This is a genomic window from Enterocloster sp. OA13, assembly GCF_022440595.1.
Taxonomy (GTDB): domain Bacteria; phylum Bacillota; class Clostridia; order Lachnospirales; family Lachnospiraceae; genus Enterocloster; species Enterocloster hominis.
The window spans coordinates 6,045,896-6,067,581 of sequence record NZ_JAKNTF010000001.1; the positions used below are offsets into that span (position 1 = coordinate 6,045,896).

A 21,686-nucleotide genomic window follows, 5' to 3' on the forward strand; every position below is an offset into this window, starting at 1 on the left:
ATTTAGTAGATATTCTTCTATTGTAAAGTATTTTTCCTTAACAATCCAGCATTAATCATATTTCCCACAATTTTCTCAAACAAATACTAAAATAAGGACTGCCCCATCAGGCTGAAATTCCAGCCTGGTGTGGCAGCCCCCTTTGCATTCCCGCCTAACTGCTCAGGGAACGCAGGTATTCCTGGGCATCTGCCAGCGCCTGTTCAGGCGTTTTCCGCCCGTTCAGGGCATCTAATAACCTTTGCCCCAATTGACATTCGAATTCTTTCTGGTCATAGCTGAAGGAACGGAAGGACAGGAGCGGCCTGCTTATGCCGTCCTTTATGTGTTCAGCCAGGTATTTAAGCCATGGATATAAATCGATGATATCCTGTTGTTCATAGACAATGGCCGAGGAGGATATCCCGCCAAGCATCACAAGGGCCGGGGCAATATCCGGGCCGGTGGCCCATTGTATGAACCGGCATGCCTCCGCGGCATGCCCGGAGAATCTGCCCACGCCCAGGGAACCGCCTGCCAGCAGTGAATTGTTGCCGGGCAATGGGGCAAACCCGATATCCCCATTAAATGCAGCGCCCTCGGCCCTGACAAACCGGGAGGCATAGTGGAGGTACAGGATGGTGGTTGCATAGGAACCGTTCACAAAGCCGGTGGCCACCTCGCTCCAGTCCTGTGTGTGCGCGGTATCGGCATATCTGGAAAAACGTATATAATCCTTCAGGGCAGTGATGGCGGCATCGGTCTGGAGGTTAATCATTCCCTTGGGGGTATAGGCCAGTCCCCCGGCAGAAATAAGCCTGGGGAGATACTCGCTGGTTACGGATGTCTGGCTGGTGTAGGCGGCTATACTGGAACCGTAAGGCGTAGGGGAATCGCTCCTGCACGCCCTGGTAAAGAACCTGGCCACGGTTTCCAGTTCCCCGTAGGTAGTGGGGACCTTAAGGGTATTGCCGGATCCTTCATAAAAGGCACGCTGCTGTGCCACGCTTTCAAACAGTGATTTCCTGTAAAAGAGAAGCTGCATGCTCACGTCAAAGGGATAGGCATATAAGGTCCCATTGAACCGGGAGTAGTCCCCTGGGATGGAATCCAGGAGATGCCTGAAATGACTGCCCGCATCCCTGTCAGCCTCTTCTAACGGGAGAAGGATCCCGGGCGCCATGTGTGACAGGCTGGAAGGGTCCACCCTTATGATGTCCCAGCAATCATCCGCGGATCCTGCCTTGTTCAGCAACTCACTTAAAGGTGTAGCGATGATCTCCACCTCGATTCCCGTGCTCCTGGTGAACTGGGGAATCAGGGTTTTAAGGGCTGATATGGTGGGGGTGTTGTGGGCAAGCATGCGCAGGGTACACCCGCCCTTTACACATATGCCGCATACTGCTTTGGCGTCCTTATCCTTTGGCATGACTGCCCTGGAACCATAGCAGACCCCGGAGGGCATGAATATCCTGGATGTCAGTGGATTATCAAAGTTCAGCGTATTCATCAGCGCTTCGGCGGCCGACATGCCGAGATACCTGTAATTCAGCTGGATGTTAATATAGTGGTTGTCCGGCAGCGCGGTAAGCGGCGAAAGACAGATGATGCAGGGACTGCTGCCGGTGAACCGGGTATAGGCATTTTCCGCCAGACGCGCCAGAAGCCCGCTTCCGGCAATACAGTAATCCGCGTGAGGATGGTCCGCAGCCAGCTGGTAAGAGGATGGGGAGAGCTCACCGTGGTTATTTTCATAGATTGAACCGTCTTCCAGGTGAAGCAGACGCTGCAGGCCTGTTTTTAAAGCCAGCTGGTCCCGGAAGGATAAGGAATCCGATAGAAAACATACCTCCAGCGGCTGGCTGATGACAGATGAAACCAGCCTGGCCGCTTCCTCCATATCAAAGGTGTAGGAGCAGAGCGCCTGGTGGGTTCCCTGCCGTTCAAGGAAGACCACGGGGATATCCGCGGTGAGGAAGGGGGCGTATTCAGCCCGTCCGTCCTCAAGGCAGGATACGGTAAGGACACCCATGACTTTCTCCCTCATGGCCTCAAGGATGACCTCCCGTTCCCTGTAGGGCTGGTCCCCGGATATATAAAGGCAGACCTTGCAGTCAAATCCCTTTGCCGCCCCCAGGACACCCATGTAGATATCGCTGTATTTTTTTTCGGAAATGTCAGGGATAATGAGGGCAATGGAACCGGATACCCCTTTGCGCAGGGTGCTGGCGCGCTTGTCAAGGCTATAGCCAAGCCTGGCGGCCGCGTCTTCTACCATCCGGATTTTTTCGTAGCTGACGCAGCCGCGTCCGTTCAGGACGTTTGACACTGTGCCGCGTGATACCCCGGCGGCTTTGGCTATGTCGTTCATGGTTGCCATAAATAGTCCTCCCTTTTTACCAGAAAGTATATCATAATCACATACCCATTTCAAGAATTGAAAGCAATGGGGACAAAGAAATTGGAACGAGATAATTTTGCGTACATTTTACACACCTAAATTATTGACACGTGATAATCAGAGTGATAATATAAAGTTAAGAAGAAATAAAAATGAAAGATGCAGGAGGATTACTATGGATATAAAGGCAATACTTCTTGACTTTGACGGGACGACCCTTCAGCGGGACCAGGTGTTCATTTCAGTCAGAAATATGTATGCAATCAGAAAAGCGCTGGACAAAGGCATATACATAGTTCCTTCGACCGGAAGGGCTGAGAACATGCAGCCACCCCAGATAGAAGCTGAAAAAAGGATCCGCTATTATATCACATCAGGCGGGGCCAGGGTAGTGGACCACAGCACCGGGGAAATCATCCATGAGGAAATCCTTACGCCGGAGGACAGCGCAAGGATGTGCAGGGTATTCGAGGGCAGGAATATATATACGGAAATAGCCGCAGGAGGAAGGATATACCTGGAAAAGGCTGTGGCTGACCATCTTGAGCGGTATCCGGTCCCCTCCCACCATGTGTGGTTCATTGAGGCGGGAAGGCAGATTGTGATAGATGAACCGTCCCGGTATTTTTCAGAGAACGGAATTGGCATAGAAAAAGTAAACATGTACGGCATTCCGGCAGGACTGCAGCAGCAGATATATGACGAAGTGGAGCACTCAGGCGTGGCCCATATAACCGATCCGGTGGGAGAGAACATGCAGTTCTTCCCCCAGGGCCTTGACCGGACCAGAGGTATCAGGAAGCTTCTGGATAAGCTGGGTATTTCCATGGAACAGGTCATGAGCATCGGGGATTCAGTGCTGGACGCAGAGGCTGTAAGGGCATCCGGTATCGGGGTTGTAGTGGGAAATGCGCCTCAATGGCTGAAGGATGAGGCTGACTTTGTGACAGCCCCATTTGACGAAGACGGGGTTGCCATTGCCATTGAGAAGTTCATTTTGAATGAAGGCTAGTGTACTGACCGCTGTGGGCAGCTGGCTGCAATGGAGGTAAAGGAGAGGTAAAGGATGGGAAGGGAAGTATTTGAAAGTTTCAGGCCCAGGCATGAAAGGCTGGTGTGCATTGACTCGGATGGCTGTGCATTTGACACCATGGAGATAAAGCATAAAGAGTGCTTCTGCCCGGCCATGATAAAGCATTGGGGGTTACAGCCCATATCCAAGTATGCAAGGATGGCCTGGGAGTTTGAGAACCTGTACTCAAAGGACAGGGGACTGTCACGTTTTATCACGCTGTACAGGTCCATTGAGTTATTAAAGGACTGGGATGAGGTCAGGGAGTATGACTTTGTGTTCCCGGACACAGAGGCTTTGGGCCGATGGCTCCGGGAGGCGCCTGCCGCCAACAATGCCGCGCTGGCAGGATCCGATGACCCTGTGCTTAAAAGGACCCTTGACTGGTCCCTGGAATCCAATGAGCGTATATCGGATATGGTTTACGGCATACCGCCGTTTCCCTATGTGAAGGAGTCCATAGTAAGGCTCAGCCGGGATGCGGACATCATAGTGGTTTCAGCCACTGACCGGGAAGCCCTTCAAAGGGAATGGGAGGAAAACGGCCTGCTGCCCTATGTGTCCATGATCTGTTCCCAGGACGAAGGCAGCAAGAAGGAATGCATCGGCCTGGTCAAGGACCACTACGGCCCGGACTGTGTGCTGATGATAGGGGATGCGCCCGGGGATATGAGGGCGGCCCATGACAACGGCGTGCTGTTTTACCCCATAAGGCCAGGGGATGAGATAAGCTCCTGGAAGGAGTTCAAGGAAAAATATATGGAAATGTTCCTGAACCGGACGTACAGGTCCGGGAGCGAGGCAGGGCTGATAGAACGGTTTGATGAATGCCTGCCTGTTTTACCGCCATGGAAAGTTACACATTAGCAGATACAAGTGATGCACCATAAAACAAAATACCAAGGAGGGTTCATACTATGAAAAGAAAAGCAATTGTAGCGGCTGCGCTTGTGGCAGCGATGTCGGCAACACTCATTACAGGCTGCGGCAAATCCAAGGAGGCTGCATTTCCCGACCCGGAAAAGACCATCACCCTGATTGTTCCCCAAGGAGCGGGCGGCGGCACGGATACCCAGGCCCGCCAGCTTGTGGAAGCCATGAAGGAGGTTTCCGGCAACAACAATATCATAGTTGAAAATGTAACAGGCGGTTCCACCGGAACCGGGACCAACCAGGTCATTGATTCCGAGGCGGACGGATACACGCTGCTTATGTACGGGACCTATGTGATCTGCGGCACCATGACAGGCTATACGGATGGATTTAAGGAACTGGACTTCATAACAGGCCTTTCCATGGAGCCGTTCGTGCTGGCGGTTAACGCGGATTCACCTTACCAGACCCTGGAGGACCTGGTTCAGGCCGCCAAGGCTGACAGCGGCAAGGTCACCCTGGGCAATGCAGGCGCCACCGCCACCACAGGCGTGGTTGCCTATGGACTGAACAATGCACTGGAATCCCCATTTAACGTTGTCTCATTTAACGGCGGTGCGGAGCTTATCCCCGCGGTACTGGGCGGACACTGCGACGCAGGTATATTCTCACAGTCAGAGGTACTTGCAAACATTGACGGGTTAAGGCCCCTGGTATTCTTTGGGGAAGGCCATTCCGTGCTGGCTGAGCTTGCGGATGTCCCCAATCTGGCAGATGCGGGTTATGGGGACCTTACCGTGCCGGGCGGCTGTTTCAGGGGTATCTGCGCGCCGAAGGGGACTCCGGACGAGGTAAAGACATATCTTGCCGACGTGCTTGAGAAAGCATACAATTCCGATTCCTTCCAGAACTGGCTGAAAGAACAGGGACTGCTGGGCGATTATTCAAAGCTTGGGGAGTTTGAGAAGTATAACGGGGAAATGGTTGAGTCCATGAAGCCCATCATCAAGGCAACCGGTCTGGCAAAAGGGGAATACGCTGAATAAGACGGACCGTGTCCGAGTCTGATAGAATTGCGAAGGTGGATATATGAAACTGAACGTAAAATTAATGCCGGCTTTCATGACAGTGTTATCAGCCCTTTATTTTATATATGTACTGTCAGGCGGGGACACGACCCTGTCGGCAGATGCTGTCGGCGGGGATCCGGGAGGCAAGGTGCTTCCCCTGGCAATGGCGGTATTCATGTTTGCCGGATTCCTTTACATCACACTCAAGGAACGCCCGGATGGGCAGGGCATGGATCCGGGAACAAAAAAGCTTTTCATCACGACCCTTCTGCTGTCGGTCCTGTATGTGCTGTTAATCAGGCATATAGGCTTCATCCTCCTCTCGTCCGTGCTGCTGTACTGCCTGGAATATATCTATACGACCATTGACCAGGACAGGGATATGAAGCAGGCCGTCCTGGGAGGACTGGGAACCATGGGAATCACGGTGCTTGCATACCTTATCATGAGGACAATCACTAAAAGCCTTATGCACCTTGGAAGGATAGGCACGCTTCCCGGGATATTTACCGCATCAACCTTCCAGGCAATGATTTCCCTGGTGTATGTGGCGCTGTTCACCTTCGCTGCCGGCAGGACCCTGTGCAGGAGGCTGAAGGCAGGGGGTATGAAGCAGATTGCGGACCCGGGTCTTCTTACTTTGGCAACGGTACTCTTTTTATATGTTGTATTCAAACAGTTTTTCAGCGTGAATCTGGCTCCGGGCATATTGGACTTTTAGGAGGTAACTATGAGTGAATTTATTGCTGGGGTAGGGCTGGTTGCCCACCTTTCAACGTTCCTGTGGTGTGCGTTCGGAGCCGCCCTTGGCATTGTTCTCGGCGCCCTGCCGGGACTTACCGCAACCATGGGGATAGCCCTTGTCATCCCCATTTCCTACCAGTTAGATACCGCGACCGGCATCGGGCTGCTTCTGGCCGTGTACTGCGGCGCTGTGTGCGGAGCATCCATCCCCGCCATACTGTTAGGCATCCCGGGCAACCCCAATGCCATAGCCACCACGGAAGACGGACAGCTTATGACTAAGAAGGGGATGGCCGGACAGGCGCTGGGGGCCGCGGTCATTGCCTCCATGATCGGCGGTCTGGGTTCGGAGATATTCCTGATTTTCTTCAGCCCCCTTGTGGCGAAGATGACCCTGGCCTTCGGACCTGCTGAGAAATGCACCCTGGCCCTGGTGGGCATCGTGATCATTGCCGCGGTGTCCGGCGATGACATATTAAAGGGCCTGCTCATGGGCGCCCTGGGCTTTGTGTTCGCCTTCCTTGGGCCGGATCCCATGTCGGGGGCGCTGCGGATACCCTTTGTTTCCGTCCTTGGAAAGACGCCCTTTGCAAACGGCCTGGACATGACCTCCACGCTGATTGGACTTTATGGCGTCAGCCAGGTGTTCTCAGAGCTGGACAATTTCAGGAAACCGCAGAACAAGGAGATATGTACCAATATAGGGAAGATATTCCCGCCAATGAAAAAAATCCTGTCCATGTGGAAGATTATTTTCTCATCCCTTGGAATCGGCACCCTGATCGGCGCCATACCGGGAACCGGGGCCAGCATCGCGGTGTTCATGAGCCGCAATGCGGCATCCAATATATGTGAACACAGCAAGGGAAAGCTGGACATGCCCGGAACCGGGTGCCTGGAAGGCGTGTTTGCCCCGGAGGTGGCCAATAACGCGGTTACCGGAGGCGCGCTGATTCCTGCATTAAGCCTTGGCATCCCCGGGGACTCTGCCACGGCAGTGCTTATCGGCGCCCTTATGATAAACGGGATTACGCCGGGATTTGCCCTGTTCTCCCAGAACATGCCCCTGGTTTATTCCATTTTCCTGACGCTTTTAATCTCAAACATATTCATGGGGGTGTTCCAGCTGGCAGGGGTCAGGTTTTATCCAAAAATCCTCCTTATCTCACAGCGTGTGCTGATGCCGGTGGTCCTGATACTTTCATTTTTAGGGCCGTATGCCCTGGCGGGTTCTTCTGTCTCAAAAGGCGTTTATTTCCTTGGAACCGCCCTGGTCATGGGACTGGCGGGATATGTCATGAAAAAGAATAAGTATCCGATTGCCCCGGTGGTGCTTGGGCTTATTCTCGGGAAAATGTTTGAAGAGCAGTTCAGGAGGGCCGTAAAGCTGGGCGGAGGGACATTTTCCAGATTTTATACGTCGCCTATCTGCTGGTTCTTCATCATACTGGTTGTGTGTATTGTAACGTCTGTGGTGCTTAAGAACAGAAAGAGCAGGGTGAACAATGCTTAAACTGATATTTTTAGGTGTAAATGGTTCCCTCCAGGATACGGACAGCGGCAATACCTCCCTTCTCGTCACGGGAAAGGAGGGAAGCCTGGCCGTGGACCTGTCATGTAACCTCGCGGCTGTGGTCAATGCCGGTGTGGACGCGGTAATCCTCACCCATGAGCATATTGACCATGTGTACGGACTTCCGTCCCTGCTGCATCAGATGTGGATTGCCGGGAGGGGGAAGGCCCTTGACATCCATGTGCCCCAGGGGCTGGAGCAGCTGGCGGACGGGCTGATTCATCTGTTCGGCTTAAGGGAAAAAAAGAACATGTTTGAAATCAGGCTGCGCACGGAACCTGTGTTTTGTGTGGGGACCATGAAGGTTACTACGTTTCCGACGGACCATACGGAGATGTCCATTGGGGTTGTCATAGAGGATGGCATGGAAAGCGGTATGGAAGATGGCATGGAAGGCAGTATGGGAGATGACATGGAGGATACTATAGAAGATGTCATGAAAGATGTCAGGGGTAAGCTGGTCTATACCTGCGATACAAGGCCGCTTAGGGATATCCCCTCATTTATGGAAGGCGCCCAGGTGCTTATCCATGAAGCCTCCGGGCTTTCTAAGGACGAGGGGACATTGGTGAGGAAGGGACATTCCAGCGGTGCGGACGCAGGGAAGATGGCCCGGGAGCTGGGTGTGGATAAGCTGTACCTCTGTCATCTTCCCAGGGGAGAGGAAGCCAAGTCCCAGATCCTTCGTGAAGCGAAGCTTGTGTTTGGGGAAAGTTTTATACCCGAGGTTCTCGGGGAGATTGTGGTCGGCGGGTGAGAAGGAAGGGTAAGAACAAATTTGCAAAGATTTGTCACAAATACAGATAATGATGCTATAGTCAAAAGTTAATGTCCGGTTTTATTATTAATCAGCAGACGCTGAATAGACAACCGGAGTATCATCTAAATAAAACAGATGGTACTCCGGGTTCAGACATCCCATATGATTGATTTTATGGGAGGGAATCTGTAGACTTCATTTCATATTAATAAATCAACCTTAAAAGGTAATGTAGTCTGTTGTAAAGCATAGTCATGCAGCAATTAAAATATACCATAATTATCATTGTATTTGCTTCTTCACCATGATGGAATATTTGTGTATAGTCGAACACAAGTCAGAGGATAGTCTGGTGGTTTCCTTCGGAAATAATCGAAGGAGGAAATGTAGCATGAATACACTTGAAGTGTTGACATTAGAGCGTGTTTGAAAATTCATTCCCGCCGTCTGCCCTAAGGAATCCACCATAGGTACCCCCTTAGGACAAAGCACGCCCCACTTCGCGGTATATTTGGCCCCGATTCAGTCAGCGTAGCCCGCTACGCCTCCATCATCGGGACCAAATCTCCCACAAAGTGGGACGCACAGCCGACGGAAAGCAATTTTCAAACACGCTCTAGTGCTGGTAATTTTTACGGCGCTTGCTTACATAGATAATCATCAGAATAGAAAATAGCTATCCTCTACGACCAATAGAGGATAGCTTGTAACTATAAATTACTCAGTTATCCGAAGCGCAATCATCAGACGGCTCAATGTCTTTTGATTACTTCTAAGTAAATTATACACGGAGGACTTGAATTTTTCAAGTCCTCTTTTTCAATTTTGTCAGCTGCTCCTTTTATGTCTGTTTCGTGATCGGCGTGTAGTTCCCTGTAAACTGACCTAAGCCTCACAAGTAATTATCCCATTCCCGGATATTCTGAGTTTGCTATTTTCTTGAACCAGTTTCCCCTATATTTCTTTATATTTCCCAAGTTCTTTTTGGTCTAAAACTTTGTAGTGTGGTAAGCGCTCAATGAACATTTGAATACCAAATGCGTACTATATCATTTCCGCTTCATTATCGCCCCCTCCCTTCCTCCCTCCCTCTTTGCCGGATGCAGATTACCAATAAAACCAAATTGCACATTCAGCCGCATTTTGTTAATATGGTTTTAATGATGGTCAAAGATAATGGTTTAATTGGTTATAGAAAGTGAATATGGAGGGGAATGCTGACATATGAAGAAGACGATATCAGTCATAACATTAATTCCGAGATCCAGCCGGTTTTATGCGGAGCAGGTCCAGGCCCTGTTTGGGGAATGGGCGCAGGTCCATTCATACAGTACAGGGGACAGGTCCGTGGAGGGAATCGTGGAATCGGATCTGTATCTCCTGTCCACGGATGCCTTTGAGGATGCTGACGAGGCCAGGCGGTATGTCCCGCCGGACGGGCAGGTGGTGGAAATCCAGCTTACGTATCCCAAGGAAGTAATACAGGATCTGAAACGGATTCCAAGGGGGACCAGGGTCCTGTTTGTGAATGCCACCCGGCAGATGGCCAGGGAGGCAATCACCCAGCTGGAGCAGCTGGGGGTGAACCAGATCGGATTCGAGCCATATGGCCCTGATTCTCCTGTTCCGGAAGGCCTGGACATTGCCGTGACGCCGGATGAGGTTGGATTTGTGCCGCAGGGCATGAAGGAGATAATCAATATCGGGCACAGGCCGTGCACACCCGGCACCATGATAGAGGCAGCCATCCGCCTGGGCCTGGAAGGCCTGCTGGAGGAAAAACAGTTCCAGAATTATATGAAGACCATGGCGTCCGGCAACTACAGCTTTGATGAAATGTTTGCCAGGTCCAGGAAAATGGAGAGCCGTTTTGATATCCTCCTTGAGATACTGGATGAGGGGATGGTCGGGGTCAATGAAAAAGGTGAGGTATATGCCTGCAATCAGAAGGCCAAGGAGATTACAGGGGTTAACCGCAGCCTGATCATGGGCAGGATGGGAAGGGAGGTATTTCCTTATATTCCCTTTGATAAATGCATGAAGGCCAGGGCGCCTCTGGAACCAAGGCTTATCCGCATCGGTTCCGTGAATATCAACATGTCCCTGGTTCCTGTGCTGCGGCACGGGGAATGTATCGGGGCTTTTGCCACCCTGCAGCCATTTAATGAGCTGGAAAAACGGCAGAATGAACTGCGCAGCCAGCTGCTCCACAAGGGATACAGGGCCAAGTACCGGTTTGACGATGTGATTGGGGCATCCCCGTCCATCGGCAAGACAAAACAGATACTGCAGAAGATGGCGGTAACAGAATCCCCGGTGCTTCTGATTGGGGAGACTGGGACAGGAAAGGAACTGTTTGCCCATGCGGTCCATCTGGCATCCAGGCGCTGCGACGGCCCCTTTGTGGCAATCAATGTGGCTGCCATGCCTGAGAACCTGCTGGAAAGCGAACTGTTCGGATATGAGGAGGGCGCATTCACCGGCGCGCGCAAGGGCGGCCGGCCGGGATTGTTCGAATTTGCCCACAAGGGAACCTTGTTCCTGGATGAGGTGGAGGGAATGAGCCAGGCCATGCAGGTCAAGCTGCTCCGCGTCCTCCAGGAAAGGGAAATCATGCGCGTGGGCGGCAACCAGATCATCAATGTGGATGTGCGCATCGTGGCGGCGACCAATGAATCCCTGGAGGAGAAGGTGGAGGACGGAAGCTTCCGCCGGGATCTGTATTACAGGCTGAATGCGTTGCCGGCCCTGATTCCACCCCTGCGGGAGCGGGGAAATGATATCCTCCTGCTGATTGAAACCTTCCGGCAAAGGAGCGGGGGCCGCTTCATACTGTCGGACGAAGTGAGGGACCTGCTGCTCCATTACAGTTGGCCCGGAAATATAAGGGAACTTCAGAACGTGGTGGAATATCTGAGCTTTACGGGACAGGATGAGATTGGGGTGGAGGACCTGCCGCCCACTTTCATAAAGATTAAGGAAACGGACGGACGCCATGGCGTAGGAGGACTGCTGGGGGGACGGCTGGCGGAGAATGGGACTAAGTGGGGAAGGAATGTGGCTGGCGCAGGAAGTCCGGCTGGTGGGAATCCAGTTCAGCAATACCCGGCCAGCGATTCCCCGGATACCCAATACGCAGGCACCCGGCACCCAGACGCACAACACCCAGACGCGCAATACCCAGATGCACAACACCCAGATACACAACACCCAGACGCGCAATACCCAGATGCACAACACCCAGATACACAACACCCAGATACACAACACCCGGATACCCATATCCCGGACGGCTTCTGGTTCGTGTTGGAACAGCTTTACCTTGCATCGGAACAGGATGAACTGATTGGAAGGGAGCGCATCCTGAAAACCGCAAAATCCAGCCACATCCCCTTATCCCAAAAAGAAATACGGGACATACTGAATTACATGGCGCGCAATGGGATAGCCAAGGTAAGCAGGGGACGGGGAGGCAGCAGGATTACATTAATTGGTCGAAATAAGTGGGAGGAATATAAAAGATTGACCAATTAATACAAATAGACCATTTGTTAGCGGACAGTGGAACGGAAATAAAGGAAAAATCCCGTCATAAAAGTTGGCATGAATTTTGCTCATATATAATAATATAAATTTACTGCGATATAGCAGGGATTGGAAGGGTGAAAATGAAATACAATTTTGACGAAATCATTGACCGCAGCCACAACAGGTCCGCCAAGTATGACGAAGCAGGTAAGAAATTCGGCTCCCAGGATGTGATTCCGCTGTGGATTGCGGACATGGACTTCAGGACGGCCCAGCCCGTGATTGACGCCTTAAAGGCCAGGGCAGAGGAAGGAATCTGGGGTTATACATCCCGTCCGGATTCTTACTATGAGGCTGTATGCGGATGGCAGAAGCGCCATAACGGATGGGATATTGACAAGAGCATGATCAGTTTTAACCTGGGAGTGGTTCCTGCGCTGTCCTCCATGGTTCATGTGTTCACGGAGCCAGGGGACAAGGTGCTGATTCAGACGCCTGTGTACTCGGAATTCTACGATGTGACTGAGAGCTGGGGACGTGAAGTGGTGGAAAGCCCGCTGACAGAGCAGGACGGACGCTGGACCATTGATTTTAAGGACTTTGAGGAAAAGGCAAAGCAGGCAAGGATTTTCTTCCTGTGCAGCCCACACAACCCCCTGGGCATTGTGTGGACAAGGGAAGAGCTTGAGAGGATGTGCAATATCTGTATTGCCAATGATGTGCTGATTGTTTCGGATGAGATCCATTCAGACCTGATTTTCCATGGTAAGAAGCATATTCCCACCGCCACCTTATCGCCTGGGATAGTAGCCCATGTAATCAGCTGCATTTCCGGCACCAAGACCTTTAACCTGGCAGGGCTTCAGGCATCGGCCACCATTTTCCCCAATCAGGAGTTAAAGGCACGGTTCGATAAGTTCTGGTTTAATCTGGATATACACCGTAACAATGCATTCAGCACCATTGCCATGGAAGTGGCGTTCAATGAAGGGGAAGAGTGGCTGGAGCAGCTGTTGGAGTATATCGGAGGGAATTTTGAATTCATAAAGGATTACTGCGCTGCCAATATCCCAGAGGTTAAGCCCAATGTGCCGGATGCAACCTATCTGGTATGGCTGGACTGCCGGGGCCTTGGCATGGGCAATGAGGAGTTAAGGAGTTTCATGATCCACAAAGCCGGCCTCGGACTGAATGAGGGGTGGTCCTTTGGCCGCAGTTTATCAGGCTTCATGCGTCTCAACGCGGCCTGCCCGCGTCCTGTGCTTGAAAAAGCCATGGAACAGCTGAAGCAGGCAGTAGACGCAAGAAATGCATAAAAGTAATGCATAAAACAATGGAGGTATAGTTATGACAAAAGAAAAGTCTAAAAAAGGGTTCATCGTCCGGGCATTGGACACAGTGGAACGTGTGGGAAACGGTCTGCCTAATCCAGCCACCATCTTCCTGATACTGACCGGCATCGTGATTGTGCTGTCAGCCATCTGCGCCGCTCTCGGCGTATCCGTAACATATGATTTCCTGGACAGCGCCAGCGGTGAGATCTCACAGAAGACAGTACAGGCAGTAAACCTTCTGGCTCCTGACAGCATCCGCCACATGGTAACCACGGTTGTGTCCAATTTCACCGGTTTCTTTGCTCTGGGTACCGTGTTCACCATCATGATTGGTGTGGGCGTTGCTGACGGGACCGGATTTATGTCCGCATTGCTGCGCAAGGTGGCTGCTTCCACGCCAAAGGCATTTGTGACAGCCGTGGTTGTATTCCTGGGCATCATGTCCAATATCGCTTCCTCCACCGGCTATGTCGTACTGGTTCCCCTTGGGGCCATCCTGTTCATGGCATTTGGACGCCACCCCATTGCCGGTCTTGCGGCTGCGTTTGCAGGCGTTTCCGGCGGCTGGAGCGCAAACCTGTTAATCGGTACCAACGACCCCATGTTTGCAGGCATGTCCACCCAGGCCGCACAGATGATTGATCCGGGGTACACGGTCCTTCCTGTCTGTAACTGGTATTTCATGATGGCTTCCACATTACTGATTACCGTTATCGGAACCATTGTCACGGATAAGCTGGTTGAACCGCGCCTTGCGCCTTATGTGCCGGATGCGTCTGAGGTTGTACAGGATATTGCTGAGAATGAGAAGCGCGGCATGCGCTGGGCCGGGATTACCGCCCTGGCATATGTGATTTTCATGGCTGTGCTGGTAGTTCCTTCCAACGGACTTTTAAGAAATCCTGAAACCCACGCATTCCTTACATCCCCATTCATGAGCGGAATCATTTTCTTCATGATGCTTCTGTTCCTGCTTCCCGGTCTTGCCTACGGTATCGGCGCCGGGACGGTTAAGAATGACAAGGACGTAGTTGCGCTGATGAACAAGACCATTGCAGGGCTTGCAAGCTTCATGGTACTGATTTTCTTCGCGGCACAGTTTACGGCATGCTTTAACTATTCAAACCTGGGAACCATTATCTCCGTATCAGGTGCCAACTTCCTGCAGTCAGTTGGATTTGTAGGGCTTCCGCTAATCATCTGCTTCATTGTACTGACGGCGTTCATCAATATTTTCATTGCGGTTGACTCTGCAAAATGGGCTATCATGGCTCCGATTTTCGTTCCCATGTTCATGCGTCTGGGCCTGTCCCCGGAGCTGACACAGGTTGCTTACCGTATCGGCGATTCCAGCACCAATATCATCGCGCCGCTGATGCCTTTCTTCGTACTGACCGTTGCATTCTTCCAGAAGTATGATAAGAAGGCCGGGATCGGAAGCGTTATCTCCACCATGCTGCCATATTCCCTGGCGTTCCTGATTGGATGGATCATCATGTTCTCCGTATGGTATCTGCTGGGCCTGCCCTTAGGACCTGGTTCACCTATGTTCTATTAATTGAATCGTATGAATTGATGCGCCGCCCGTCATGCGGCAATTCCATAAACACGGAATGCTTCCGGAGGCCGCCTGTTGGCCCACGGAAGCATTCCACATATAATAAACAGCCGATACAGGCGGTTTAAGATAAAGAGAGGGATATGCGTTATGAAACCAAAGGAAGGTAGAATAAAAGAACTGCTTCGGGAAAGGGGACTGGACGGGGCAATCGTCTCCTCGCCGGAGAATTTCCATTATGTCACAGGATTTGGGGGGCACCAGCACACGGTCTCAAGGCAGCCGGGTTTTACGCTGGCAGTCATGCGCTCGGACGATAAGGCGCCCACCCATATAACAACCATGGATTTTGAGGCTGCCACGTTCCGCATTAAGTCCGCGGGTCTTGGCTTTGTGGTCGACCCTTACGACACCTGGGTCGGATTAAAGACCTGGCCGGAAATCGCCCAGGGAGCAGTGCTTCCCGACAAGGCCAGGATGGAAAGTTCGGCAGACAGACTGGAGCAGTTTGTAAAGGAATGCGACCTGGCGGATAAACGGATCGGCGTTGAGATGGACTATCTCACGGTTCCGTACTATAATATGATTTGTGAGAAGTTCCCCGAAGCGCAGCTGGTGGATATCTCAGACCTGTTCGTGTATGCCAGGAGCATCAAGACAGAAGAAGAAATACAGATGTTCCGGAAGCTCTGCCGCATTGCAGACCATGGATTTACCCAGGTCAGCAGGATGGCGGGAATCGGGGTATCGGAAAAGGAGATGTCCGACTGCTTCCGGGAGGATGTCATTAAGTCCGGATCCTGCGTGCCAAGCGCCTGGTCCATGTTTTCCACAGGCCCTTCGGGCGCACGTCTGACCCTTCCGGGCGATGGGATTGTCAAGGACGGGGATGTGGTCAAGTTTGACGCAGGGGTAAACGCGGAGTTTGATTTTTATACCACGGATACCTCCAGGGCATGGATCATCGGCAACGGGGACCCGGCCCTGATGAGGCTGAAGGACAGGCTGTATGAGGGACAGCGCAGGATGATTGCGGCTGCCAGGCCAGGCCTTCCGATGAATGAGCTGTACCACGCGGCTTATGACTATGTGAAGGAAATGTTCCCCTGCTACAGAAGGGGACACCAGGGCCATTCCATCAGTATGGGTCCGGCAACGGCAGAGGCGCCCTACATCAATGCCTCAGAGACAAGGCCCCTTGAAGCGGGCATGGTGCTTGCAATGGAGGTGCCCTGCTATATTGACGGCGTGAACGGATTCAACATCGAGGACATGGTACTGATTACTGAAAACGGATGCGAGGTACTGACACCCTGCACCCCACATTATTTGTAAGGGAGATGGATCATTGATGAAGGTTGTGATTGTAGGAGGTGTGGCCGGAGGCGCAGGAACCGCCGCAAGGCTTCGCAGGAACGATGAGACGGCGGAAATCATCATGCTGGAAAGAGGGGCATATATTTCCTATGCCAACTGCGGGCTGCCCTATTATATCGGCGGCGTGATTACGGACAAGGATGCCCTGCAGCTTCAGACCCCGGGGCGTTTCCATGCACGCTTTAACGTGGATGTGCGTGTGGACAGCCAGGTGGTATCCGTGGACACGGAGAAAAAGTGCGTGGTTGTAAGGCATGGGGAAGAAACCTATGAGGAAAGCTACGACAAGCTGGTGCTTTCGCCGGGAGCCGGACCTGTCCGTCCGGGTATTCCGGGGATGGGGGAGAACCATGTATTCACCCTGAGGAACATACCTGACACCTATGCGGTATATGACTTTGTGAAGGAACATAAGCCTGCCTCCTGCGCTGTCATCGGAGCCGGCTTCATCGGACTTGAGATGGCTGAGAACCTGGCTGAACAGGGCATCAGGGTATCGGTGGTGGAGGGGGCTGGTCATGTAATGCCTCCTATGGACATGGATATGGCCCATGCAGTACATAATTATATCCGGGCGCAGGGGATTGGACTCTATCTGGGACATACCTGCGCGTCCATGGATAAGGACGGGGTCATCCTGGATAACGGCGCCAGGGTGCCGGCAGACATGGTAATCATGAGCATCGGGGTGCGCCCGGATACCGGATTCTTAAAGGACAGCGGCATTGAACTGGGAGCCAGAGGGGAAATCCTCGTGAACCAGTACATGGAAACCTCGGCGGAAGATGTTTACGCCCTTGGGGACGCAGTGTCCGTGGAGCATGTGGTCAGCGGACAGAAGGTGCTGATTCCCCTGGCATCCCCGGCCAATAAGCAGGGGCGCATCGTGGGCGACAACCTCTGCGGCAGAAAGACCGCCTATAAGGGAAGCCAGGGCACTTCGGTGATGAAGTTTTTTGATATGACCGTTGCAGTGACCGGGGAAAAGGAAGAATCCCTCATTGCCCAGGGAAGGCCCTACCGCAAGGTAATCACCACCTCCGCGTCCCAGGCAGGCTATTATCCGGGCGGGGACATGATGACCATCAAGACCCTGTTTGACCCTGGGACAGCCGTTATCCTGGGCGCGCAGATTGTGGGCGGGAAAGGCGTGGACAAGAGGATTGACGACCTGGCCAACGCGGTGCGCTTTCAGCTGACCGGATATGATTTACAGGAAATGGAACTGGCCTATGCGCCTCCATTTTCATCGGCCAAGGACCCTGTGAACATGGCGGGGTATGTTATCGGCAATGTGATGGAAGGCCTTATGAAGCCTTTCTATCTGGAAGACCTGGACAGCATTCCTGAAGATGCGGTCCGGCTGGATGTGCGCACCGAGGAGGAATATGCCGGGGGGACCATCCCGGGCTTTATCAATATTCCTCTGGACAGCTTAAGGGAGCGCATGGGTGAACTGGATCTGACTAAGGACATATATATTACATGCCAGATTGGGCTGAGGGGTTATCTTGCCCAGAGGATCCTTGACCAGGCAGGGGCCAGGACATGGAACTTAAGCGGCGGATACCGGTTCTATGAGATGATGGCAAAGGATGAACAGTCCATGGCAGCCGCCATGACCATGTGCACGGAATGCGGTATGGAAGTAAATGCAAAATAAGATGTGAATTAACAGGGAATTTTGGATAAATTGAAGATTGACGCAGAATGTTGGTTGGGGTAGGCTTTTATAGATAACATTCTGCGTCATTTTTTTGTGGTAATATGGGTGCGCAGTGGGAAGAGGACGGTAAAAGGTACATGGAAAAGAGGAATCCGGGGGGATACATGTTTTCCAATGCAGACTTGAGGAGATTGATATTTCCGCTGATTGTGGAGCAGATCCTGGCTGTGTCAGTGGGGATGGTGGATACCATGATGGTATCAAGCGTGGGGGAAGCGGCTACCTCGGGCGTGTCCCTGGTGGATATGGTCAATACCCTGTTCATCAATATATTTGCAGCGGTGGCCACCGGAGGCGCCGTGGTGTCCTCCCAGTACCTGGGACAGAAGCGGCAGGACAGGGCCTGCCAGTCCGCGGACCAGCTGTTAATCATAACCGGGATACTTTCACTGGTCATCATGACGGTTTGCATCGTGTTCCGCAGAGGCTTCCTGTCACTGCTCTACAGCGGCGTGGCAGAGGATGTGATGAGGAATGCCAGGACTTATCTGGTAATATCAGCCATATCCTATCCGTTCCTGTCGGTTTATAATTCCTGCGCGGCCCTGTTCCGCTCCATGGGCAATTCAAAGATTTCCATGCAGGCGTCCATTGTCATGAATATGATAAATGTCATAGGGGATTCTGTTTTCATATTCATCTTCCACTGGGGAGTGGCGGGAGCCGCCCTTGCATCCCTGATATCCCGGATGACCGCCTGCTTTATCCTGCTGCTGCGCCTGAGGAACAGAAACCTGGATATCTATATCGGGACCGGCCTTAAGATGAACCGGCGCATGGTCAGGCAGATCCTTCATATCGGGATCCCCAATGGGATTGAAAACAGCATCTTCCAACTGGGCCGCGTCCTGGTGGTGGGGATCATCGCCATGTTCGGCACCACCCAGATTGCCGCCAATGCCATTGCCAACAATCTGGACGGCATGGGCGTCCTTCCGGGGCAGGCCATGAGCCTGGCAATCATAACCGTGGTCGGACGCTGTGTGGGAGCGGGGGATTTTAAACAGGCGGATTATTATGCAAGGAAAATGATGAAGGCAACCTACCTTATCAGCGGCCTTTGCTGTATTGCCGTCATCCTGACCATGCCGTTCACACTGAAACTGTATGGGCTGTCCCAGGAGGCGCGGCGGCTGGGAGGCATCCTGGTGCTGATCCACAATGGATGCGCCATCCTGATCTGGCCGGCCTCCTTCTGCCTGGCGAATGTCCTGAGGGCTGCCAATGACGTGAAATTCCCCATGTGTGTGTCCATTGTATCCATGGTGGTGTTCCGCATCGGATTCAGCTTCCTGCTGGCGGCCGGACTGGGCATGGGCGCGGTGGGCGTGTGGTGGGCCATGATTGCCGACTGGGTTGTGCGGTCTTCTTTCTTTGCCTGGAGGTTTTTTGGCGGGAAGTGGAAGACGTTTTATGTCCGGGGCTAGTGCTCCATCATGATAAATATCGGAGGTCCGGCATAAACTTTGGGTGAAAGGGGATAAAATAACTATACGTATTTTCCGGATTATGTTACTATAAGACATATATAAATGGATGGGAGATGACAAATCATGAAGGTAACATATATCCATCACAGCAGTTTTATGGCGGAACTGGAACATGCAGCGCTTCTGTTTGATTATTTTGAGGGGGAGGTTCCTGCGGTGGAGGGGGACAAGCCGCTTTTCGTGTTCGCCAGCCACAGGCATGGGGACCATTTCTCCCGCTCTATCTTTGAATTGGCTGACAAAAGAAGGAATGTAACCTATGTCCTGTCGGATGATATCTGGACAAGGCAGGTGCCGGAAGAGCTTTTGGGAAGGACCACCTTCCTGGGGCCGGGCGAGGACACAAGGCTGTTGGACGGGGCTGGGGAGCCTCTGGACATCGAGGCATTTAAGTCCACGGACGAAGGGGTGGCATTCCTGGTTAAGGCGGAGGGGAAAGTCATTTACCATGCAGGGGATTTGAATAACTGGGTGTGGGAAGGCGAACCGGAGAAGGATAACCAGAGGATGAGCGAGCGGTATCATACGGAGCTTGCCAAGCTGGCCGGACGCCATATCGATGTGGCGTTCATGCTGATTGACCCCAGACAGGAAAAGGATTTTTATCTGGGCATGGATGATTTCATGCGCACGGTGGGTGCGGATGTGGTATTCCCCATGCATTTCTGGGGAGACTTTGAAGCGGCGTCCAGGTTCAAGGCCCTGCCATGTGCCAGGGACTATCAGGACAGGATACGGGAAATACACAAAAAGGGCGAGAGCTTTATCGTATAAGAAAGGAATTGGACTATGATATTGATTCGGAACGGGCGCGTCATAGGGCCTGCAGAAGGACTGGACATAAAGGCGGATGTGGTGCTGGATGGAGGAAAGATTGCTTGTATCGTCCCGGCGGCAGGTCTTGGGAAGGACGGGAATGTGATTACTGGCAGTGCAGCCGCAGATAACACAGCCGCGGACCATGCAGCCGTAGCCATTGCAACTGCAGACAGCGCAACCGTGGACCATGCAGCCGCAGACAGCCGCCGCTACACGCAGGTCATAGACGCCGAAGGTATGATTGTAGCGCCTGGCCTGGTGGATGTGCATGTACATTTCCGGGACCCCGGGCTTACCTATAAGGAGGACATACACACAGGGGCAAAGGCGGCTGCAAAAGGCGGTTTTACCACAGTGGTCTGCATGGCCAACACAAAGCCCATTGTTGACAATAAGGAGACACTGGGTTATGTGCTGGAGGAGGGGAAGAAAACCGGAATCCATGTACTCAGCTGCGCCGCCGTGTCCATGGGCTTTAAGGGGCAGGAACTGACGGATATGGAAGGGCTGCTGGCGGCCGGCGCGGCCGGGTTCACGGATGACGGGATACCGCTGATGGACGGGGCATTTGTGCGCGCCGCCATGGAAGAAGCAGCGCGGTTAGATACCGTACTCAGCTTCCATGAGGAGGACAAGGCATTTATCAGGGAAAATGGAATCAACCATGGCAGGGTATCGGACAGGCTGGGCATCTATGGTTCCCCGGCGCTGGCAGAGGACTCCCTGGTTGCCAGGGACTGCATGATTGCCCTGGATACCGGGGCAACCGTGGATATCCAGCATATCAGTTCCGGCCATTCCGTGGAAATGGTCCGTCTGGCCAAGAAGCTGGGGGCTAAGGTATGGGCGGAGGTAACGCCCCATCATTTCACACTGACAGAGGATGCGGTGGAGGTACATGGGACATTGGCAAAAATGAATCCGCCCCTGAGGACGGAACAGGACAGGCAGATGCTCATAGAGGGCCTGAAGGACGGGACCATTGACATGATTGCAACCGACCATGCCCCTCACAGCAAAGAGGAGAAGGAACGTCCGCTGACAGAGGCGCCCAGCGGAATCCTGGGACTGGAGACAGCCCTTGCCCTTGGCATTACCAACCTGGTAAAGCCCGGCCACCTGACGATGTCACAGCTGATGGAAAAGATGAGCCTTAACCCCGCCAGGCTGTACAAGCTGGACTGCGGCCGCATGGAGCCGGGCGCACCAGCGGACCTTGTGATATTTGATGCCGGAAGGCAGTGGAAGGTGGAAGGATTTGAGTCTAAATCCTCCAACAGCCCGTTCCTTGGGGAAACGCTTACAGGTAAGGTCATGTATACAATATGCGGAGGAAAGGTTGTTTATGGAGATGGCGGAGATGGGGAGTAAAGCGCAGGACA

General features: G+C 52.6%; 16 protein-coding genes. 14 read left to right on the forward strand and 2 right to left on the reverse strand.

Annotated features, from left to right (window positions below; all coding sequences use genetic code 11):
- Nucleotides 1–154: 154 nt before the first annotated feature.
- Nucleotides 155–2,359 carry an extracellular solute-binding protein gene (locus MCJ35_RS27015; protein WP_240299711.1) on the reverse strand — a complete coding sequence of 735 codons (2,205 nt, stop codon included), beginning with the start codon at nucleotides 2,357–2,359 and terminating at the stop codon, nucleotides 155–157.
- A 196-nt stretch (nucleotides 2,360–2,555) separates the two neighbouring features.
- Here MCJ35_RS27015 and MCJ35_RS27020 point away from each other — a divergent pair, with 196 nt between their 5' ends.
- From MCJ35_RS27020 to MCJ35_RS27045, 6 genes are read left to right on the forward strand one after another with little or no spacing between them, the layout of a single operon-like run.
- Nucleotides 2,556–3,392, forward strand: coding sequence for an HAD hydrolase family protein (locus MCJ35_RS27020; protein WP_008723859.1), 837 nt, complete (start codon nucleotides 2,556–2,558; stop codon nucleotides 3,390–3,392).
- A gap of 54 nt (nucleotides 3,393–3,446) precedes the next feature.
- Nucleotides 3,447–4,319: an HAD family hydrolase gene (locus MCJ35_RS27025; RefSeq protein WP_025484337.1), complete on the forward strand. Its 873-nt coding sequence runs from the start codon at nucleotides 3,447–3,449 to the stop codon at nucleotides 4,317–4,319.
- A 50-nt stretch (nucleotides 4,320–4,369) separates the two neighbouring features.
- Nucleotides 4,370–5,371, forward strand: coding sequence for a Bug family tripartite tricarboxylate transporter substrate binding protein (locus MCJ35_RS27030; RefSeq protein ID WP_025484336.1), 1,002 nt, complete (start codon nucleotides 4,370–4,372; stop codon nucleotides 5,369–5,371).
- Nucleotides 5,372–5,414: 43 nt separating this feature from the next.
- Entirely contained in the window at nucleotides 5,415–6,116 is a 702-nt protein-coding gene (locus MCJ35_RS27035; RefSeq protein ID WP_025484335.1) for a tripartite tricarboxylate transporter TctB family protein, read from the forward strand.
- A 9-nt stretch (nucleotides 6,117–6,125) separates the two neighbouring features.
- Nucleotides 6,126–7,652, forward strand: coding sequence for a tripartite tricarboxylate transporter permease (locus MCJ35_RS27040; protein ID WP_008723866.1), 1,527 nt, complete (start codon nucleotides 6,126–6,128; stop codon nucleotides 7,650–7,652).
- A complete protein-coding gene (locus MCJ35_RS27045) occupies nucleotides 7,645–8,469 on the forward strand; it encodes an MBL fold metallo-hydrolase (RefSeq protein WP_025484334.1) in 825 nt (274 codons plus the stop codon). Before MCJ35_RS27040 ends, MCJ35_RS27045 begins: the two co-directional genes overlap by 8 nt.
- Nucleotides 8,470–8,994: 525 nt before the next feature.
- Here the strand turns inward: MCJ35_RS27045 and MCJ35_RS32615 are convergent.
- The gene (locus MCJ35_RS32615) at nucleotides 8,995–9,081 is read right to left on the reverse strand and encodes a DUF6783 domain-containing protein (RefSeq protein WP_371829069.1); all 87 of its coding nucleotides are present in this window, start codon (nucleotides 9,079–9,081) and stop codon (nucleotides 8,995–8,997) included.
- A 615-nt stretch (nucleotides 9,082–9,696) separates the two neighbouring features.
- Between MCJ35_RS32615 and MCJ35_RS27050 the strand changes: the two genes are divergently transcribed.
- The 8 genes from MCJ35_RS27050 (at nucleotide 9,697) to MCJ35_RS27085 (ending at nucleotide 21,675) form a co-directional block, all read left to right on the forward strand.
- The gene (locus MCJ35_RS27050) at nucleotides 9,697–12,006 is read left to right on the forward strand and encodes a sigma-54 interaction domain-containing protein (protein WP_025484332.1); all 2,310 of its coding nucleotides are present in this window, start codon (nucleotides 9,697–9,699) and stop codon (nucleotides 12,004–12,006) included.
- Between the two features lie 134 nt (nucleotides 12,007–12,140).
- Entirely contained in the window at nucleotides 12,141–13,316 is a 1,176-nt protein-coding gene (locus MCJ35_RS27055) for a MalY/PatB family protein (RefSeq protein WP_025484331.1), read from the forward strand.
- Between the two features lie 31 nt (nucleotides 13,317–13,347).
- Nucleotides 13,348–14,892, forward strand: a complete 1,545-nt coding sequence (locus MCJ35_RS27060) for an AbgT family transporter (RefSeq protein ID WP_008723873.1) — start codon at nucleotides 13,348–13,350, stop codon at nucleotides 14,890–14,892.
- A 150-nt stretch (nucleotides 14,893–15,042) separates the two neighbouring features.
- Complete coding sequence (locus tag MCJ35_RS27065; protein WP_025484330.1) at nucleotides 15,043–16,227, forward strand: M24 family metallopeptidase; 1,185 nt, start codon at nucleotides 15,043–15,045, stop codon at nucleotides 16,225–16,227.
- Between the two features lie 16 nt (nucleotides 16,228–16,243).
- Complete coding sequence (locus tag MCJ35_RS27070) at nucleotides 16,244–17,932, forward strand: FAD-dependent oxidoreductase (RefSeq protein ID WP_240299712.1); 1,689 nt, start codon at nucleotides 16,244–16,246, stop codon at nucleotides 17,930–17,932.
- Between the two features lie 167 nt (nucleotides 17,933–18,099).
- Entirely contained in the window at nucleotides 18,100–19,422 is a 1,323-nt protein-coding gene (locus MCJ35_RS27075) for an MATE family efflux transporter (protein WP_025484328.1), read from the forward strand.
- Between the two features lie 126 nt (nucleotides 19,423–19,548).
- Nucleotides 19,549–20,259 (forward strand): MBL fold metallo-hydrolase, encoded by a 711-nt coding sequence (locus MCJ35_RS27080; protein WP_025484327.1) that lies wholly within the window; start codon nucleotides 19,549–19,551, stop codon nucleotides 20,257–20,259.
- A gap of 15 nt (nucleotides 20,260–20,274) precedes the next feature.
- On the forward strand, nucleotides 20,275–21,675 hold the full coding sequence (locus MCJ35_RS27085) for a dihydroorotase (protein ID WP_025484325.1): 1,401 nt from the start codon (nucleotides 20,275–20,277) through the stop codon (nucleotides 21,673–21,675).
- Nucleotides 21,676–21,686: the final 11 nt, after the last annotated feature.

What these genes read in the sequence shown, in the direction of transcription:
- MCJ35_RS27015 (WP_240299711.1), bottom strand. Translation starts at nt 2,359, where the DNA reads ATGGCAACCATGAACGACATAGCCAAAGCCGCCGGGGTATCACGCGGC.
- MCJ35_RS27020 (WP_008723859.1), top strand. Translation starts at nt 2,556, where the DNA reads ATGGATATAAAGGCAATACTTCTTGACTTTGACGGGACGACCCTTCAG.
- MCJ35_RS27025 (WP_025484337.1), top strand. Translation starts at nt 3,447, where the DNA reads ATGGGAAGGGAAGTATTTGAAAGTTTCAGGCCCAGGCATGAAAGGCTG.
- MCJ35_RS27030 (WP_025484336.1), top strand. Translation starts at nt 4,370, where the DNA reads ATGAAAAGAAAAGCAATTGTAGCGGCTGCGCTTGTGGCAGCGATGTCG.
- MCJ35_RS27035 (WP_025484335.1), top strand. Translation starts at nt 5,415, where the DNA reads ATGAAACTGAACGTAAAATTAATGCCGGCTTTCATGACAGTGTTATCA.
- MCJ35_RS27040 (WP_008723866.1), top strand. Translation starts at nt 6,126, where the DNA reads ATGAGTGAATTTATTGCTGGGGTAGGGCTGGTTGCCCACCTTTCAACG.
- MCJ35_RS27045 (WP_025484334.1), top strand. Translation starts at nt 7,645, where the DNA reads ATGCTTAAACTGATATTTTTAGGTGTAAATGGTTCCCTCCAGGATACG.
- MCJ35_RS27050 (WP_025484332.1), top strand. Translation starts at nt 9,697, where the DNA reads ATGAAGAAGACGATATCAGTCATAACATTAATTCCGAGATCCAGCCGG.
- MCJ35_RS27055 (WP_025484331.1), top strand. Translation starts at nt 12,141, where the DNA reads ATGAAATACAATTTTGACGAAATCATTGACCGCAGCCACAACAGGTCC.
- MCJ35_RS27060 (WP_008723873.1), top strand. Translation starts at nt 13,348, where the DNA reads ATGACAAAAGAAAAGTCTAAAAAAGGGTTCATCGTCCGGGCATTGGAC.
- MCJ35_RS27065 (WP_025484330.1), top strand. Translation starts at nt 15,043, where the DNA reads ATGAAACCAAAGGAAGGTAGAATAAAAGAACTGCTTCGGGAAAGGGGA.
- MCJ35_RS27070 (WP_240299712.1), top strand. Translation starts at nt 16,244, where the DNA reads ATGAAGGTTGTGATTGTAGGAGGTGTGGCCGGAGGCGCAGGAACCGCC.
- MCJ35_RS27075 (WP_025484328.1), top strand. Translation starts at nt 18,100, where the DNA reads ATGTTTTCCAATGCAGACTTGAGGAGATTGATATTTCCGCTGATTGTG.
- MCJ35_RS27080 (WP_025484327.1), top strand. Translation starts at nt 19,549, where the DNA reads ATGAAGGTAACATATATCCATCACAGCAGTTTTATGGCGGAACTGGAA.
- MCJ35_RS27085 (WP_025484325.1), top strand. Translation starts at nt 20,275, where the DNA reads ATGATATTGATTCGGAACGGGCGCGTCATAGGGCCTGCAGAAGGACTG.